Source organism: Aquibacillus salsiterrae (assembly GCF_028416595.1).
GTDB lineage: Bacteria > Bacillota > Bacilli > Bacillales > Amphibacillaceae > Aquibacillus_A > Aquibacillus_A salsiterrae.
Map to the genome: position 1 here is coordinate 183,034 of NZ_JAMQKC010000002.1, position 16,436 is coordinate 199,469.

The following is a 16,436-nucleotide window of genomic DNA, read 5'->3' on the forward strand; positions in this document are numbered from 1 at the left end:
TTTCCCCCTAAATAAATTACATGTCTTTGATAGACAATGTCTGTTTAAACTATAATTAACTACTTAATCCCCAGCGTTTAGCAACAGATTTTTCAATTCGCTGGAAAATAAGTTGATCAACAATTGCCCCAATTGCCCCAATTATTATCATGACACCTATCACCATGCTCATGTCACCAAAATCTGATGCATAACGAAGCGTATAACCCAAACCGGGGCCTGTAGTAAGTAGTTCCCCAGCAATTAAGGCACGCCAAGCAAATGCCCATGCAAGTCTAGATCCTGTTACGAAATAAGGAATCGAAGCTGGAAAAACCACACGAATAAACAGGTCCAGACCTTTTGCCCCCATTGTTTGTGCTGCCCTGATATACAAAGGTGGGACGTTCTTTATACCAGTTCGAACGTTAAGAGCCATTACAAATGTTCCACCTAGCACAACAACGAAAATGACCGCTTTATCATTTAAGCCAAACCACATCATTGCAAGTGGCAGCCAAACGATACTAGGAACGCTTTGAAAGGCAAGTAAGGATGAGCCAATTGTGTCATCAGCTGTTTTTGATTTAGCGATTAAAACACCTATACTCGTGCCAAGAATTAATGCTATTGCTAACCCGACTGCAAGGCGCCTAAAACTTGCCAATAAATCATATAGTAACGTCATATTTTCAATTCCGGAATATAAGGAAACAATTACTTTTGAAGGTGCAGGCAAAATAATTTCTGTCCACAGACCTAGTCTTGCACCAAGTTCCCATAAGCTAAGGATAATACCAAAAAAGATTATTCGTTTAAACACTGGTTTCATGATTTAATTCCTCGCTTACAACTTTGTCAATTTCCTTTTTTAAATACCCCATGACGTGCTCTTCAATTTCAATCATTTTATCCTTATGTTCACTCCTGGGTCGTGGTATGTCTACTTTAATATCTGTTAAGACGGTCCCTGGCCTAGTGCCCATGACGATAATGCGGTCGGATAGTTTGATAGATTCAGAGATACTATGGGTGACAAAAAGGACAGTCTTTTTCGTTTCCGTCCATATATCTTCTAGCTGATCATGTAACCTTGTACGTGTTTGTTCATCTAAGGCACCAAACGGTTCATCCATAAGCAAAATATCTGGATCCATAGCCAATGCTCGAGCAATTGCAACTCGTTGCTGCATTCCACCAGATAATTCATGTGGATAATGCTCTAAATAATTACTTAACTGAACCATCTTAAGGTACTTTTTTGCTTGGTCTGTAGCTTCTTTTTTAGACATTTCCTTTTTTAATGGAAACATGACATTTTCAAGTACATTAATCCAAGGAAAAAGCGCTGCTTGTTGGAAGACCATACCTCTGTCCTTACCAGGCTTCGTTATTTTAGTTCCATCAACAATGATCTCACCGCTAGTCACGTCTGTTAAGCCAGCTACAATCGATAACAACGTAGATTTTCCACAACCGGATGGTCCTAAAATCGATACAAACTCGCCTTTTTCAATAGCTAAGTTTATGTCTTTAAGCACAGTAGACGGATTTCCATTTTTATCTGTAAATTGCTTATTCAATTGATTTATCGAAATAAACATTTGCTTCTCACCTAATCTCATAATTCTTATCATTTTAATCGGAATTAACTATTTGAATGATATATATATTTAGCGAATTTGTCAATATGATTGCACTATTTTGGGTAAATATAGATTAAGGGACAATATAAAAGGTATGCCATAATTATCGCGGTATTGTTTATCCGTGCTTTTTTCAGCTATTACGAAGCAACATGACAAATGTCATATTGAAATCCTGACAAATATGTCTTTAATGAAACACTAAAAAAAATTAATATTAAGTTATTCAATTACGAGGAGGCTGTTTATGAGTAGACAGAAACAATCTCAACTTAGAAAAAACGTGAAACCTTATGAAACGTCGAATAAAAAATCGAGTATCCGACAACTAATAAACACAATACCACCTTTTTTCTTTATGTGGTTTTTGGCCTATCAGAGTATCGAGGTATCTGTTTGGTTAAGTATCGTATGTTCCGTCATTGCCGCAGCATTCGTTGTGCGCATCTTTATTATTTTTCATGATTGTGCCCATTTATCATTTTTTGAAAATAAAAAAGCAAATCGAATTCTTGGAACACTAACTGGGATTATTACCCATTTCGCCTATGAAAAATGGAAAAGAAGTCACTCTATCCACCATGCAACAAGTGGGAACTTGGATAAACGTGGGGAAGGTGACATATGGATTATGACGGTGGATGAATACCTGAAGGCATCAGTATGGACAAGACTTCAGTACCGTTTGTATCGTAATCCATTGGTTATGTTTGGGTTTGGACCAATTTTTTTATTTATAGTAAATAACCGGTTTAACCGTAAAGGTGCAAAGCGAAAGGAACGCCTCAATACGTACATTATTAACGTATCGATTGTTCTTATTTACACTGCCTTAATTTTAACAATTGGCTTACAAAACTTCCTGATTGTTCAATTACCAATCTTGTTTGTATCGGGAGCACTTGGAATTTGGTTGTTTTATGTTCAGCACCAATTTGAAGATACCTATTTTGAAAACGAAGATGAGTGGGACTATGTAAAAGCAGCTGTAGACGGTAGCTCCTATTATAAATTGCCGAAATTGTTACAATGGATTACAGGAAATATCGGATTTCACCATGTGCACCATTTGGCACCAAGAGTTCCAAATTATAACTTGGAAAAAGCACATGAATCAACTCCACCACTACAGCATGCAACAACGATTACGCTTAAGACTAGTTTAGAATCAGTCCGGTTTCGGTTGTATGATGAAAAGAATAAACAATTTATTACATTTAAAGAAGCAAAGCGATGGATGGCGAAACCTAGCTTGTATTTAAATAGCAGGAAGCCAAGCTTTCAAGACGAATAAATAGCATTTTTTAAGGCTCGGAAACGATATCCCGAGCCTTTTTAATTGTCTAGGAAATTATATAGGCTGCTTGATGTGGAAGGCGGCGACTTGCGCTTTTCTTATTGTCTAGCTCCAGCGCCTAGCCCCTCGGGGTCAGCAAGGCGCGATAGCGCTTTTGTTCCTGTTGTTCTAACCTTTTGGATGGTGTAAGATGAAAAGGAAGTATCTTGTAAAGTAAGGGGAACTTTATGCAGAATTGGTTTCACATTTTTCCGAAAAATACTGGTCTTAGCTTTTACATATGGTTAATATTTTGTATCCTGCCATTTTATTTTATTTTCAGATCTTCTTCTAAAACGGAAATTATCATTGGAATCTTGATGACAATTCTATTTTTTACTTCGTACCGGCTGTCATTTTTATCTAAAGGTTGGCCAGTCTATTTATGGGTTAGTATTGACATTGGTATTAGCCTTGCAATGACTTGGTTATTTGGGTATATTTATTTTTCACTGTTTTTAGCATTTTTTATTGGAAATATTCATAATAAAGCTGGCTTTATAACATTATACATTATTCATCTTATAACAACTATCACTGCAATAATCATTGGCTTTTTTATGCACCTAGATATATATTTCTCGCAAATCCCTTTTATTGTTATTTGTTTAATAGGCGTTATTTTATTACCTTTCACTATGTTTAATCGAATCAAACAGGATCAATTAGAACACCAGTTACAGGATGCGAATGAACAAATTTCCGAGCTTATGGTTTTAGCAGAAAGACAACGGATTGCACGTGACTTACATGACACACTTGGTCAAAAGCTATCACTGATTGGCTTGAAGAGCGATTTAGCAACTAAACTAATGGTAGCAAAGCCGACCGCTGCAAAGAGTGAGCTAGCTGATATTCAAGCAACAGCGCGCATGGCGTTAAAGGAAGTTCGGGAAATGGTGTCAGATATGCGCGGTACTCGGATAAAAGAAGAAATTATTCACGTAAAAGAAATTCTAAAAGCCGCCCAAATAAACCTTCATCTGTCAGGTACTGTTGAGCTTAACCAAACACCTTTGTTTGTCGAACATGTGCTTAGTATGTGTTTAAAGGAAGCTGTCACAAATATTGTCAAACATAGTGAAGCAAATGATTGTTATGTTCATATTGAACAAAACCCAAAAGAAGTGATTATCGAAGTCCGTGATAATGGGGTTGGTGTTGAAAGAAAAAAGAAGTCAGACGGTCACGGGTTAGAGGGGATGCAAGAACGAATTGATTTTGTTAATGGAAATTTGAAGTTTGATTCGTCAGATGAAGGAACAATACTCACTATTCAAGTACCAAATGTTATAAAATAGGGAGTAGGCGGTTTGAGGGGGGAAAGATGTGATAAGAATCGTAATAGCAGAAGATCAACGCTTATTACTTGGTGCATTAGGTTCTTTATTGGAGCTAGAAGAGGACATGGAAGTAGTTGGCCAGGCGAACAATGGGGAAGAGGCGTTGCAGCTTGTACATAAGCATCAACCAGATATTTGTATCATGGATATTGAAATGCCACTCAAGACTGGACTAGATGTTGCCGAAGAGCTAAAGGATCATCCCTGTCGGATCATTATCCTTACTACGTTTGCAAGAGCTGGATATTTTGAACGAGCAAGAAAAGCAGGAGTTGCTGGTTACTTGCTAAAGGATAGCCCAAGTGAAGAATTAGCTAGTTCTATTCGTGTTATTATGGACGGACGTAAGGTGTATGCGCCTGAATTAATTGATATGGCTTATCATGAATCAAACCCATTAACTGAACGTGAGGAGCAGGTAATAAAACTAATGGCTGATGGGAAAAACACAAAAGAAATCGCCAAGCAACTTCATATAACAAATGGTACAGTGAGGAATTACATCTCTATTATTTTAGATAAGCTAGAAGTAAGTAACCGAATCGAAGCAATAGCGAAATTCAAAGAAAAAGGTTGGTTCTAAGTTTCGGGTGATGCCTGTTGTCACCTGAAAAAACGATATACGCGCCCGAACGAACGCATCCAGCGGCCAAACGGTAACAAACCCCGATATACACGCCCGAACGAACGCATGCAGCGGTCAAGCGGTAGTCAATTGTGCTCCACTTCGTAGCCTGCCTTAGTCTAGCAGGGCGCCCTGCGCTTTTCTTAATGTTCCTTGGTTTTTAGCTTATCAGCTCAAATCACTAACTGAATTTTTTCGAGGAAATTAAATACTGCCAGTCTCAATAATTTTTTTCATCATTTGCGTATTTGGATAGTGACTGTCCTCGTATTGACGAATCGTTTTGTTATAATCATAAGCAACTCGGCGATGGCTAGTGCTGATTGTTCCACCGCTTACCTCAACAATCGCATAGGATGCCTTCGTTACACCGTCAAAAGGGAGACCGACGCTGCCAAGGTTAACGACTGTTTTACCGTTTACGACCCGTGTGTATGCTTTGTGTATATGGCCATATAGGTAAAGGTGTGCATCCTTTTCACAGAAAAGCTTTGTTTCTAGTTTATCCTCTGTAGCGTCAGGGAGAACGACATCAAATAGACTTGTTGGTGTGGCGTGAAAAGCCTGCATCGTTACTCCATCTACTTCAATGATTGCTTCTGTAGGTAGTCCTGCAAGAAAATCGATGTCAACTTGGTCGATTCGATTAACAATCCACTCTCTCTCCAAGTTCATTAATTCTAGAGCCTGATCAGGGACCTCTCCTTGCCTTACACCACGAACGACCCACTCATCGGCATTTCCTTTAACCACTGTTGTATTCAAACTTTTAATTAATTCAATCGACCGTTTTGGTTCTGGCCCACGATAAGCAATGTCACCCAATACAATAATCTTATCGACACGTTGTTTATTAATATCGTCTAAAACGGCATCTAATGCATTCGCGTTTCCATGAATGTCAGATATAAATGCATATTTCATTCCATTCACACTCCTTTCTCAAATTATTTTAAAGACCGGGATGCATTCCAACTAAGGTGCAACTATTTGCGTGAAGCGAACTCCCACCTAGAACTAAGACAGTTTGTAAATGTCTGGTCTGCGATCAGTGAAAATTGGGATTGTACTCCTAACTTCATCGACTTTATCTGGTTCAATTTCTCCGTACAGAATCGTCTCTTCATCATTTGCCTCTGCGATGATTTCTCCCCATGGCCCAACTATAATCGAATGTCCGCCAAATTCATTGTTCGGATCAGCTCCAACCCGGTTACACGCAACGACATAACACTGGTTTTCAATTGCTCGGCTAATCAGAAGTGCTCGCCAATGATCGATTCGAGGTTTTGGCCATTCAGCAACGACATACAACACTTTTGTATCTGCGAGCATTTGGGTGCGAATCCACTCAGGAAAGCGAATATCATAACAAATGACGCCAGCACTTAATGTATTTTCAAGCTCAAATAAGCCATTATCATTACCTTCGATTAAATGCTTCTCTTCATCCATTAAGCGGAACAAGTGTGCTTTACTATATTCCTTAACTACTTTTCCTTCCCGGTTGACAACAAATAGCGTATTCGTCACATCTGTATCTGATAATCTTTTTGCAATCGAGCCTGCTACCACATGAACCTGATATTTTTTTGCAAGTTGACTAATATATGCAAAAGAAGCTTGCCCGTCTTGGTCAGCTATTTCATCAAGCCGTGTTAGATCATAGCCAGTTGTCCACAACTCTGGTAGAACAACAATATCAACATCTTTCTCTATTTGTTGAAAAAAAGCTTCTACCTTTTTAAAATTGGCTTTCGGGTCGCCAAAAGCGATATCGATTTGACAAAGTGCAACTTTTAATCCCAAAAGATCCCCTCCAAACACAAGTATAGTATTGCATACAATAGTTTAATCAGCGAGTAACTATTTCTTCTACAAACCTAATTGCCTCTTCCACTTGGTGTGGCGCTGTGACATGCATAAGACGGATAGATTCTCCTTCTTTCGTAGCCGCTGCTGCAATTTGGCTAATGGCCCATTCTTGATTAGTTGTTATCCCAAGCTCTGTTATGGAAATTGGTAGATTTAATTGCTGATAGAAAGGTAAAAGGAGTTCAATTTCTTCCGGTCTATTTTCTATTGCAAGCTGGACCAAGATGCCATAAGCAACTTTATTTCCGTGTAAGTGAGGATGGGTTTCAGGTATCGTTGTAAGGCCATTATGAATCGAATGGGCACCAGATACTCTACCGTAATGGTCGCCATACCCGCCAACCATTCCCCCGGCCATTATGATCGTTTCAATCACACGGGTAAAAGCGGTAGTAACTTCGCGTTTTTCGACTGATGAAATAGCCTCGATCCCTTCCTCAAGTAAAACATCACGACATAACCGAGCTGCATGCATTGCTATTTCAATCCCAATCGGCATTGTATTAAGTTTTCTTGTTAAAATGTCTGCTTCATACCATTTCGCGATTGTATCGCCTATTCCTGCTCGTAAATAAGAAACAGGAGAATTAACAATAATCGTAGGTTCGACAAGTACCATAAATGTGTTATGTTCAAAAATGGTATAATGAAGAAAGTTACCTTGTTCGTCGTAAAATACGCTTAGAGGTGTCCAAGGTGCACAATTCGATGCAAGTGTTGGGATTAAGATAACAGGTAGGCCTGTTTCATTTCCACAAGCCTTAGCGATATCCATTACTTTACCTCCGCCAACCCCAAGGATAAAGTCTGTCGCTTGATCGTGTGCGATTTGGCTAATTCGTTCCACTTCCTGAAAAGTACATTCCCGGTTGTATCGGACTTTTGTTAAAGGGGTTTCTAATCTAGGGAAAAAAGGAAGAGCAGCCTCCCAAGATAAGTCCCCGTGAATTAACATACCTTTTGTGAAATCATTTTTTGCTAATTTTTGATCCAATGTATCAAGTACACCGGGATAGCACTCATAAATACTCGGTGAACCTTTTATCAGAATCTGTTTCATGGTGTCCTCCTAAAAAACTCTTCCAGGACGGAAGAACTCAATTGCTCGATAGTCTGTTAGTAAACTAAGTATATACCATCTAGATAAAAATGTATAAAAAACCATTGCCTAAAAGTTGTTTGGGAAAGCCATTCATCCTAGGGTATCACCCTGGTTGTGTTAGAAATTATTAAAAATATGACAGTAGGTGTTAACAGCTTTACAAAAATAGATGAAATAGCTATGATAAGTAACTAGAATTTAGTGACGAATGGGAGTGTGTTGTTCGTGCAACGGTTTAATCAGTCGGAGCTATTAAAGAGGCTGCCAGAACAGTTTTTTGCAAGTCTTGTAGCTAAGGCAAAAAAGTTAAAAGACGAGGGTCATGATTTAGTCAACTTAGGGCAAGGAAATCCTGATTTACCAACGCCACCACATATTGTCGAAGAGTTAAACGCTGCTGCAGGTGATCCTTTATATCATAAATACTCACCATTTCAAGGGTTTCCCTTTTTGAAAGAAGCAATTTGTTCGTATTATAAGCGTGAGTATGATGTTGAATTAGATCCAAATTCTGAAGTTGCCATCTTGTTTGGGGCGAAAACAGGACTCGTTGAAATTAGTCAGTGCCTGTTAAACCCGGGGGACACGGTGCTTGTGCCAGATCCAGGGTATCCTGATTATATGTCTGGAATTGCGCTTGCTAACGCTAAAGCTACGATGATGCCATTACTAGTTGAAAATGACTTTTTACCAGACTATTCAACACTTCATCCATCGACTTTACAAGAAGCGAAGCTGATGTTTTTAAATTACCCAAATAATCCAACATCAGCAACAGCAACGAAGCCATTTTTTGATGAAACAGTCGAGCTTGCACGTAAACACAACATTTGTATTGCTCATGATTTTGCCTACGGTGCGATTGGCTTTGATGGGGAAAAGCCAACTAGCTTTCTTCAATCAGATGGAGCAAAGGATGTAGGAGTTGAGTTTTATACGATGTCAAAGACGTATAATATGGCAGGCTGGCGTGTAGGATTTGCGGTAGGTAATCAGTCTGTCATTAAAGCTATCGAACTATTACAAGACCATTTATATGTCAGTCTATTTGGTGGTATCCAGCATGCCGCAGCAAAAGCTTTATTAGCAGATCAAACATCTGTTACAGAACTAGTAGCTACCTATCAACGCAGGAGAGATGTCTTTATTGGAGGGCTCAATAAAATTGGTTGGAAAGTGCCGCCGTCCAAAGGAACATTTTTTGTCTGGTTACCAGTACCACCGGGGTATACTTCAGAACAATTTTCAGAAATGTTAATGGAAAAGGCACATGTCGTAACAGCCCCAGGCAATGGGTTTGGTTCATCTGGTGAAGGGTATCTACGCGTTGGGTTACTTGATAGTGAAGAACGATTGCTTGAGGCTGTTGACAGGATTGATAAATTAAATCTCTTTTAAACAATAAAGAAAGGGGTGTGGATCTTGATTACTTTGGAAAAAGTCGCAAAGATTTATGAAACAAAGTCCGGACAAGTAGTAGGTGTCGATAATGTTTCCTTAACGATAAATAAAGGGGAAGTATATGGTATTGTCGGGTATAGCGGAGCAGGAAAAAGTACATTGCTTCGGTGCATTAATATATTGGAAAGGCCAACTTCAGGTAAAGTCATTGTAGATGGCGTAGACTTGTTAAAACTTAAAAGTAAGCAGCTCCGGGTTGCACGTCAGTCGATTGGTATGATATTCCAAGGCTTTTACCTCGTTTCCTCAAAAACAGTTTTTGAAAATGTTGCATTTGCGTTAAAGGCTGCAGGAGTGGAGAAAACGAAGCGGAAAGAACGGGTACTAGAACTGTTAGAATTAGTTGGGTTGTCCGATAAAGCAGACCATTATCCTACCCAACTAAGTGGAGGACAAAAGCAACGAGTGAGCATTGCGCGTGCGTTAGCGAATAATCCAAAGGTGTTGCTGTGTGATGAAGCAACTTCTGCGCTAGACCCTAGTACAACTAAATCGATTTTAGCTTTATTAAAAAAGATTAATCTTGAACTCGGGATTACGATAGTCATTATTACGCACGAAATGGAAGTGGTAAAAGAAATATGTGATCGATGTGCTGTCATGCAGGATGGAAAAGTGGTGGAAGAAGGCCCGACCTATGATATGTTCTCAAACCCAAAAGAACCTTTAACACTCGACTTTATCAAGACTGTGCTTGACTTTGAATTACCACAAAAGCTTCTTGATTCGATCTCTGGAACATTAGTCCGTCTACAATTTCGCGGGGAGCTAGCAGAAGAGGCCGTCGTTTCGGACATGTTACAGAAATTTTCGGTAAAAGGAAATATACTCCACGGAAAAGTTGAATATATCAAGGAAACGCCACTAGGGATTTTCATCATGGAGCTCGTCGGTGAAAAGACTGAACAAGAGAAGGCACTTGCCTATTTAAAAGATAGAGTAAAGCAAGTGGAGGTGATTTAAACGATGTATCTCAGTAGTATAGTTAGCCTTTTACCTGAATTAAATGAAGCGTTCTTTGAAACACTATTAATGGTTGGAATTGGGCTATTAGTCGCTTTAGTGGTTGGCATGCCACTAGGAATAGTGTTGTATGTTACGGATCGCGGCCTCTTTTTAGAAAAACAAACAGTGAAGGTAGTAGTAGGAATGATTGTTAACTTAATCCGTTCTATCCCATTTATTATTTTGTTAGTTTTCTTATTGCCATTCACTGATTTTATCCTTGGTACGACAATTGGTCCATTAGCAGCGTCTGTTTCGTTATCTGTTGCTGCCATTCCTTTTTATGCTAGAATTGTCGAAGCGGCTGCAAGAGAAATCGACCGTGGCGTCATTGAAGCAGCTGTTGCTGTTGGTGCATCACCATGGATGATTATTAAGGATATAATTCTTCCTGAGGCTAAGCCAGGTTTCATTAGTGGATTGACGATTACAGCAATCAGTTTAATAGGTTACTCAGCAATGGCAGGAACCGTTGGTGGTGGAGGGATTGGCGACTTAGCAATCAGGTATGGCTATTATCGTTATGATGATACTGTTATGTTTACAACGGTTATTGTTCTGATTGTCTTAGTTCAGCTTGTTCAATATATCGGCGACTTTATCGCCAAATCGGTAAACAAACGGTAGTGGTACCTGCCACTAGCCACAGATCAAAAATAGAGGAGTGTAGAAAGATGAAAAAGAGTTTAGTCTTGTTATTGTCTGCGTTGTTCATCATCATTTTAGCTGGATGTGGTGGTGGAAACGATGAAGAAAAGTCTGATTCAGAAAGTGGACAAGCAGAAGAAAAAGAAACCATTCAATTCGGAGCAACAGTTGGTCCGTATAGTGACATGGTAACAAAAGCAATTGCACCAATCTTAGAAGACAAAGGCTACAAAGTTGAGAATACTGAGTTTACTGACTATGTTCAACCGAATAAATCACTAGGAAATGGCGATTTAGACGCAAACCTATTCCAACATAAAATTTATATGGAAGCATTTGCGGAAGAGAACGGATTGGATTTATCCGAAGTAATTATCGTACCAACTGCCCCAATGGGTTTATATTCTAAAACATATGAAGCAATCGAAGATATTGAAGATGGTGCAACGATAACAATTGCTAACGATCCAACAAACCTAGCTCGAACACTTGTTATGTTAGAAACAGAGGGCTTAATTACCATTAGTAAAGACGTTGACCCATTAAAAGCATCTGTCAAGGATGTTACAGACAATCCCAAAAATATTGATTTTCAAGAAATCGAAGCGGCACAATTACCACGTATGGTTGAATCAGAAGATGCTTCAGCAGTACCAGGTAACTATGCACTTGCAGCTGGTATGAACTTACTAGATGCCCTTGCCTTAGAAAATATGCCTGATGATTATCGTAACCGTGTTGTTGTGAGAACAGAAGATTTAGATAAACAATGGGTAAAAGATATTAAAGCAGCAGTTGAGTCAGAGGAATTTGAAAAAACAATCGATGAACAATTCCAAGGCTTCGGAAAACCAGAATGGATGAAAAATAGATAAAGGTTACTTTAGGTAGTTCGGCAAACAAAATCGATGAATAAAGTGAAAACAGAAACGTTTAGACTAATAGACGTTTCTGTTTTTTTAGATATGGCCACTTTTTATGATATAGTGCCTAATTAGCTCTGTTAGAAAGAATTCAAAGGGTAAATAGTAGGATTTGAACATGACAGGAAGAGAGAAAGCCAAAAGTTGATTTTCTCTCTGCTTCGTACTAAGTAATGCTTGTTTGTGTTAGAAGGCACCTAGTACTTTCCTCATTCAATTGTTTTACGTTTTCTGGAAAATAGGTGGACTAGTTTGCCAATCGTATCTTCCACAAATAAATAGGCAGTTGGAATCAGTATTAAGGTAAACAACGTGGAAACCGATAAGCCAAAGATTACCACAATGGCTAGCGGTTGTTGGGTTTCTGTTCCTTCACCAATACCTAGTGCCAATGGAAGCATACCTAGAATGGTTGTTAGTGTTGTCATTAATATTGGACGTAATCGACTTGCACCAGCTTCTAAGATAGCTTCAGTACGATCTATCCCTCTTCCCCTAAGAATATTAATGTAATCTACTAATACGATGGCGTTGTTAACGACAATTCCAGCAAGCATAATAATCCCGATTAGCGCAGTAATACTTAATGGCTTTCCGGTAACAAATAATCCGCCAAAAATCCCAACAGCAGTTGCAGGCATGGAAAACATAATAATAAACGGTTGAACGAAACTTTCAAACTGGATAGCCATCACTGCATACACTAAGAAGATGGAGAAGATTAATGCCAAACCTAAGTCTGAAAAGGATTCAGCCATATCTTGTGCTTGACCACCGATAGAGTAGGAATATCCATCTGGGAAATTTAACGTATCTAATTCTGATTGGATATCCTTTGTTATACTTCCCAAATCTCTACCGACAATGTCACTGGATACAGTGACACGACGTTGTTGGTTTTCACGAGTCAGTGTTGCAGGTCCTTGCAGTTGTTTAAGTGACGCCACGGTTTGTAGAGGTATCATGCTTCCGGTTTCTGTTTGAATCTGCAGGTTTTCTAAATCACTAATGGTTTTCCTTTTATCCTCAGGGAAAATAATATTGACATCAATCTCATTTCCGTCTTCCCTGTATCTTGTTGCTATTTGGCCTTTAAACGCCATCTGAACTTGTGACATTACCTGTTGATAGGTCAGTCCATACTGTGATGCGTTGTTCCGGTCAACATTTACTTGTATTTCAGGGCGACCTTCTGCTGTAGATGACTCAGGATTATGGACACCGTCAATAGTACTAATTAGATAGACTACTTGGTCTGAAAGTTCTTTTAGCACCTCATAGTCTTGCCCGGTCAGTTGGATACTTATCGGTGATCCGCCACCTAATCCTGCTTCCATTGCGCTTACTGTAATTTCGGCACCAGGGATATCTTGAACTGCCCCTGTTAACTCAGTGATCACCTCGTCGGTTGTTTTAGTTCTATCCTCTGAAGAAATTAGTTGAATCGTATAATTCGCCATGTTTTTACTACCACCGAAGCCAGCACCATTTCCACTAGAGCCAATTGCAAGGTAGTTCGATTCAATAATATCTGAATATACACCTAGCTCTTTGTTGACTTGATTAGTGACATTCTCCGTATCGTCTAATTTGGAACCTGTGGGAGTCTCTACACTAATACTTATTTGTCCTTGGTCACCTGCTGGAATGAATTCAGTTCCAATCATCGGAATGAGCGCAAGACTTCCAGCTACTAAAGCAGTAGTTATCGCGAGTGTAGTCTTTCGCCGTTTCAGTGAAGAGAGTAAGGCCTTCTGATACATTCGGATTACACGGTTTAACAATCGATCAAACCAATAACGCCGTCCGTTTTCTTCTAAAGCTTTTGTCAAAAACTTTGAGGAAAGCATTGGAATTAATGTTATAGCAACGACTAACGATGCGACAAGTGAGAAGGACACAGTTAGTGCTAACGATGTAAATAAATCGGAAGCAATCCCCTCTACGAAAACGATTGGTAAAAAGACAACCAGTGATGTTGTCGTTGAAGCAATAATCGCAGGGGTAAGTTCTGATGCCCCCTGTTTAGCAGCTTCGATGCGACTGTAACCTTTTTGCCTGTAACTAACAATACTTTCTAATATAACAATCGAATTATCAACCATCATTCCTATCCCGAGTGCTAGGCCACCCATCGTTAACATGTTTAGTGTGTTGCCGGTAAAATACATGAGGGCGAAGGTTGAGATAACAGCAATCGGAATCGATAGACCAATGACAATCGTCGCACGAAAACTCTTTAAAAATAGTAACAAGACTAAAATTGAAAATATTCCACCATAGACCATGTTCGATAAGACAGAACCAATCGATTGATTGATGTAGTCTGCTGTATCAATAATCACTTTTTGTTCCACACCATCTGGCAAGGTATCCTCAATTTCATTCATTGCCTTTTGTACATTAGCAGATACTTCTACAGTATTTCCACCAGACTCTTTTAAAACTGATAGGACAACAGCTGGTTCGCCATTTACTTTTGAAATACTTGATACTTCTTTAAATGTATCTTCAACTGTTGCAACATCAGCTAGTTTTAACGTTGCTCCGGTACGAGTGGGTATCAATGTATTGCTAATGTCTGCTACAGATGTATATTCTCCTTCGACTCGAACCTGTAAGTCTTTATCCCCTTTTTCCAAAACGCCCGCCGATGCCGATTGATTGGCGGTGTTAATCGCTTGAACAAGAGAAGAGGGGGTTAATCCGTATTGGATTAATTTTGATTGGTTAATTTCGACTTGAATCTCTCTCGTTTTTCCACCTTCTAAAGTGACTGATCCGACACCCTCCTGGCGTTCATAAACCGGAATAACAAAATCGTCTGCAATTTCTTCCAATTCTTCGACTGATTTTCCAACAAGTCCAGTATAAATCACGGGTGTCTGTTGTGGATCAAACCTTAAAACACTGGGATCCCCGGCATCTTCTGGAAGCATCCCTTTTATTTGATCAATCTTTTCGCGTACATCTAATAAAGCATTATCTAAATCTGTACCACTTTGAAACATCATCACAACTAAGGAGGAGTTTGGTTGTGATTGTGTTTGAACAGTATCAATCCCTTGAACCGTACTAATGGCCGATTCAATTGGCTTACTTACTAGTTGTTCTACTTCTTGGGGGGCAGCACCTTCGTAAGTTGTCGTAACAACAGCAATGGGTAAATCTATTTCTGGGAACAGGTCAATGGCTAAGTTACGTAAGGAAATAGCACCTAACGCTATAATTGCAACAACAATCATAATTACCCCAACTGGCCGTTTTACGGACACATCTACTAGCTTCACTTCGCGGCCTCCTCAATAACGGTTACTTTGTTGCCATCAGTTAAGGTCACTTGCCCACTAGTCACGATTTGGTCACCTTTTTTGATTTCACCAGTAATAGCGGTCAAATCAGATAGTGACTTAACAATTGTCACTGATTTCTTCATTGCACGTTCTTCATCAATCACAAAGATAAAGGCACCTTCTGTTTCTTCGACAAGTGCTTCAGTTGGTACTAGAGTTGCCTTATCAACAATCGTTGTTGGAAGTTGGAAGGATATCGTCATCCCTGGTTTTATTTCTTTATTCTCATTAGGAAGTTCAGCCTCTATTTGATATAGACCAGATTCATTAGTAATAGGTGAGATGTAGACGATTTTCGCATCTGCTGTTTTGTCTAAAGCATCGAGATAAATTTGAATTTCTTTGTCTTTTTCAAACAAGCTTAATTCCTGGTCACTAACATTTGCATTAATTTGAATTGGGTCAAGGGAAATAATCGTACCTAGTGATTGTGAAGTGGAAACAAGTTCACCAACTTTGCTATTAAACGCCGTAATCTCGCCAGCAATCGTTGCTTTTATTGTTGTATCAACCAGTTGGTCCTTCGTTTGGTCCAACTGAATTTGGGCTTGTTCCACTTGAAGACGTGCTGCGTCCTCTTGGATTTGTGCTGATTCAAGTTGTAATTTAGCATTGTCGACGGCAATTTCAGCTTGCTTTATACTGGATTTTCCGTTTACTTGCTGTTCACTTGCTTGGGCCTGATCAAGCTGTTCTTTAGCGTTTTTTAAGCCTTGTTCAGCAAGTTTCCTACTAACGATTGCAGATTCCAGTTGTTTTTCTGCAGATTTTACACTTATGGTTTGTAAACGAACGTTCGCTTGGATATTTCCTGCATTAATCTTACCAATTGCTTGCCCCTTTTCAACCGTATCCCCTTTTTGAACAAATAATTCAACGAGTTCACCTGAAGTTTTTGGAATAATCTGGCCTTGTGAACTTACAACGGCAGTCCCATTTATTTCACGTTCCATTTGTAAGTCACCCTCGGTTACAGTCGCGACAAGAACAGGAGTTACTCGTTCTTGCTTTTCTGTTGTTTCACTTGAGTCGGTTTGTGAACATGCGGATACTAATAAAAGTAAAAAGGTTAAATATACTATTTTCTTTCTAACCATATGGTCTCCTCATTTCGTTATGTATTCGTAAATTAGATGAAAA

Annotated in this window: 14 protein-coding genes; 7 read left to right on the forward strand and 7 right to left on the reverse strand. The window is 39.2% G+C overall.

Features of this window, described 5'->3' with window-relative positions:
- Nucleotides 1-55: 55 nt before the first annotated feature.
- Nucleotides 56-811, reverse strand: a complete 756-nt coding sequence (locus NC799_RS03395; protein WP_272444933.1) for an ABC transporter permease — start codon at nucleotides 809-811, stop codon at nucleotides 56-58.
- A complete protein-coding gene (locus tag NC799_RS03400) occupies nucleotides 795-1,583 on the reverse strand; it encodes an ABC transporter ATP-binding protein (protein ID WP_272444934.1) in 789 nt (262 codons plus the stop codon). The genes NC799_RS03395 and NC799_RS03400 overlap by 17 nt, the downstream gene beginning before the upstream one ends.
- Before the next feature lie 289 nt (nucleotides 1,584-1,872).
- Between NC799_RS03400 and desA the strand changes: the two genes are divergently transcribed.
- From desA to NC799_RS03415, 3 genes are all read left to right on the forward strand, one after another.
- The gene (gene desA / locus NC799_RS03405; RefSeq protein WP_272444935.1) at nucleotides 1,873-2,919 is read left to right on the forward strand and encodes a Delta(5) desaturase DesA; all 1,047 of its coding nucleotides are present in this window, start codon (nucleotides 1,873-1,875) and stop codon (nucleotides 2,917-2,919) included.
- A gap of 230 nt (nucleotides 2,920-3,149) precedes the next feature.
- Entirely contained in the window at nucleotides 3,150-4,262 is a 1,113-nt protein-coding gene (locus NC799_RS03410; RefSeq protein ID WP_272444937.1) for a sensor histidine kinase, read from the forward strand.
- A 28-nt stretch (nucleotides 4,263-4,290) separates the two neighbouring features.
- Nucleotides 4,291-4,887 carry a response regulator transcription factor gene (locus tag NC799_RS03415; RefSeq protein WP_272444938.1) on the forward strand — a complete coding sequence of 199 codons (597 nt, stop codon included), beginning with the start codon at nucleotides 4,291-4,293 and terminating at the stop codon, nucleotides 4,885-4,887.
- Nucleotides 4,888-5,133: 246 nt separating this feature from the next.
- Here the strand turns inward: NC799_RS03415 and NC799_RS03420 are convergent, their stop codons facing one another.
- The 3 genes from NC799_RS03420 to NC799_RS03430 all read right to left on the reverse strand — a co-directional run bounded on the left by NC799_RS03420 (nucleotide 5,134) and on the right by NC799_RS03430 (nucleotide 7,864).
- Nucleotides 5,134-5,853: a metallophosphoesterase family protein gene (locus tag NC799_RS03420; RefSeq protein WP_272444939.1), complete on the reverse strand. Its 720-nt coding sequence runs from the start codon at nucleotides 5,851-5,853 to the stop codon at nucleotides 5,134-5,136.
- Nucleotides 5,854-5,946: 93 nt separating this feature from the next.
- A complete protein-coding gene (locus NC799_RS03425) occupies nucleotides 5,947-6,738 on the reverse strand; it encodes a carbon-nitrogen family hydrolase (RefSeq protein WP_272444940.1) in 792 nt (263 codons plus the stop codon).
- Nucleotides 6,739-6,784: 46 nt separating this feature from the next.
- On the reverse strand, nucleotides 6,785-7,864 hold the full coding sequence (locus NC799_RS03430) for an iron-containing alcohol dehydrogenase family protein (protein WP_272444942.1): 1,080 nt from the start codon (nucleotides 7,862-7,864) through the stop codon (nucleotides 6,785-6,787).
- Between the two features lie 267 nt (nucleotides 7,865-8,131).
- Here NC799_RS03430 and NC799_RS03435 point away from each other — a divergent pair, with 267 nt between their 5' ends.
- The 4 genes from NC799_RS03435 to NC799_RS03450 are packed head-to-tail and all read left to right on the forward strand — an operon-like array spanning nucleotide 8,132 to nucleotide 11,895.
- On the forward strand, nucleotides 8,132-9,304 hold the full coding sequence (locus tag NC799_RS03435) for a pyridoxal phosphate-dependent aminotransferase (protein ID WP_272444943.1): 1,173 nt from the start codon (nucleotides 8,132-8,134) through the stop codon (nucleotides 9,302-9,304).
- Between the two features lie 24 nt (nucleotides 9,305-9,328).
- Nucleotides 9,329-10,330, forward strand: a complete 1,002-nt coding sequence (locus tag NC799_RS03440; RefSeq protein WP_272444944.1) for a methionine ABC transporter ATP-binding protein — start codon at nucleotides 9,329-9,331, stop codon at nucleotides 10,328-10,330.
- Nucleotides 10,331-10,333: 3 nt separating this feature from the next.
- On the forward strand, nucleotides 10,334-10,999 hold the full coding sequence (locus NC799_RS03445) for a methionine ABC transporter permease (RefSeq protein ID WP_272444945.1): 666 nt from the start codon (nucleotides 10,334-10,336) through the stop codon (nucleotides 10,997-10,999).
- Nucleotides 11,000-11,046: 47 nt separating this feature from the next.
- On the forward strand, nucleotides 11,047-11,895 hold the full coding sequence (locus tag NC799_RS03450; RefSeq protein ID WP_272444946.1) for a MetQ/NlpA family ABC transporter substrate-binding protein: 849 nt from the start codon (nucleotides 11,047-11,049) through the stop codon (nucleotides 11,893-11,895).
- A 257-nt stretch (nucleotides 11,896-12,152) separates the two neighbouring features.
- Here NC799_RS03450 and NC799_RS03455 read toward each other — a convergent pair whose 3' ends face one another.
- Together NC799_RS03455 and NC799_RS03460 are read right to left on the reverse strand one after the other, a co-directional pair.
- The gene (locus NC799_RS03455) at nucleotides 12,153-15,233 is read right to left on the reverse strand and encodes an efflux RND transporter permease subunit (RefSeq protein WP_272444947.1); all 3,081 of its coding nucleotides are present in this window, start codon (nucleotides 15,231-15,233) and stop codon (nucleotides 12,153-12,155) included.
- Nucleotides 15,230-16,393, reverse strand: coding sequence for an efflux RND transporter periplasmic adaptor subunit (locus NC799_RS03460; RefSeq protein ID WP_272444948.1), 1,164 nt, complete (start codon nucleotides 16,391-16,393; stop codon nucleotides 15,230-15,232). Before NC799_RS03460 ends, NC799_RS03455 begins: the two co-directional genes overlap by 4 nt.
- Between the last annotated feature and the right edge of the window lie 43 nt (nucleotides 16,394-16,436).

Coding starts and splice junctions, on each gene's coding strand:
- NC799_RS03400 (WP_272444934.1), bottom strand. CDS start 1,583: ATGTTTATTTCGATAAATCAATTGAATAAGCAATTTACAGATAAAAAT.
- NC799_RS03445 (WP_272444945.1), top strand. CDS start 10,334: ATGTATCTCAGTAGTATAGTTAGCCTTTTACCTGAATTAAATGAAGCG.
- NC799_RS03430 (WP_272444942.1), bottom strand. CDS start 7,864: ATGAAACAGATTCTGATAAAAGGTTCACCGAGTATTTATGAGTGCTAT.
- NC799_RS03420 (WP_272444939.1), bottom strand. CDS start 5,853: ATGAAATATGCATTTATATCTGACATTCATGGAAACGCGAATGCATTA.
- NC799_RS03410 (WP_272444937.1), top strand. CDS start 3,150: ATGCAGAATTGGTTTCACATTTTTCCGAAAAATACTGGTCTTAGCTTT.
- NC799_RS03450 (WP_272444946.1), top strand. CDS start 11,047: ATGAAAAAGAGTTTAGTCTTGTTATTGTCTGCGTTGTTCATCATCATT.
- NC799_RS03395 (WP_272444933.1), bottom strand. CDS start 811: ATGAAACCAGTGTTTAAACGAATAATCTTTTTTGGTATTATCCTTAGC.
- desA (WP_272444935.1), top strand. CDS start 1,873: ATGAGTAGACAGAAACAATCTCAACTTAGAAAAAACGTGAAACCTTAT.
- NC799_RS03460 (WP_272444948.1), bottom strand. CDS start 16,393: ATGGTTAGAAAGAAAATAGTATATTTAACCTTTTTACTTTTATTAGTA.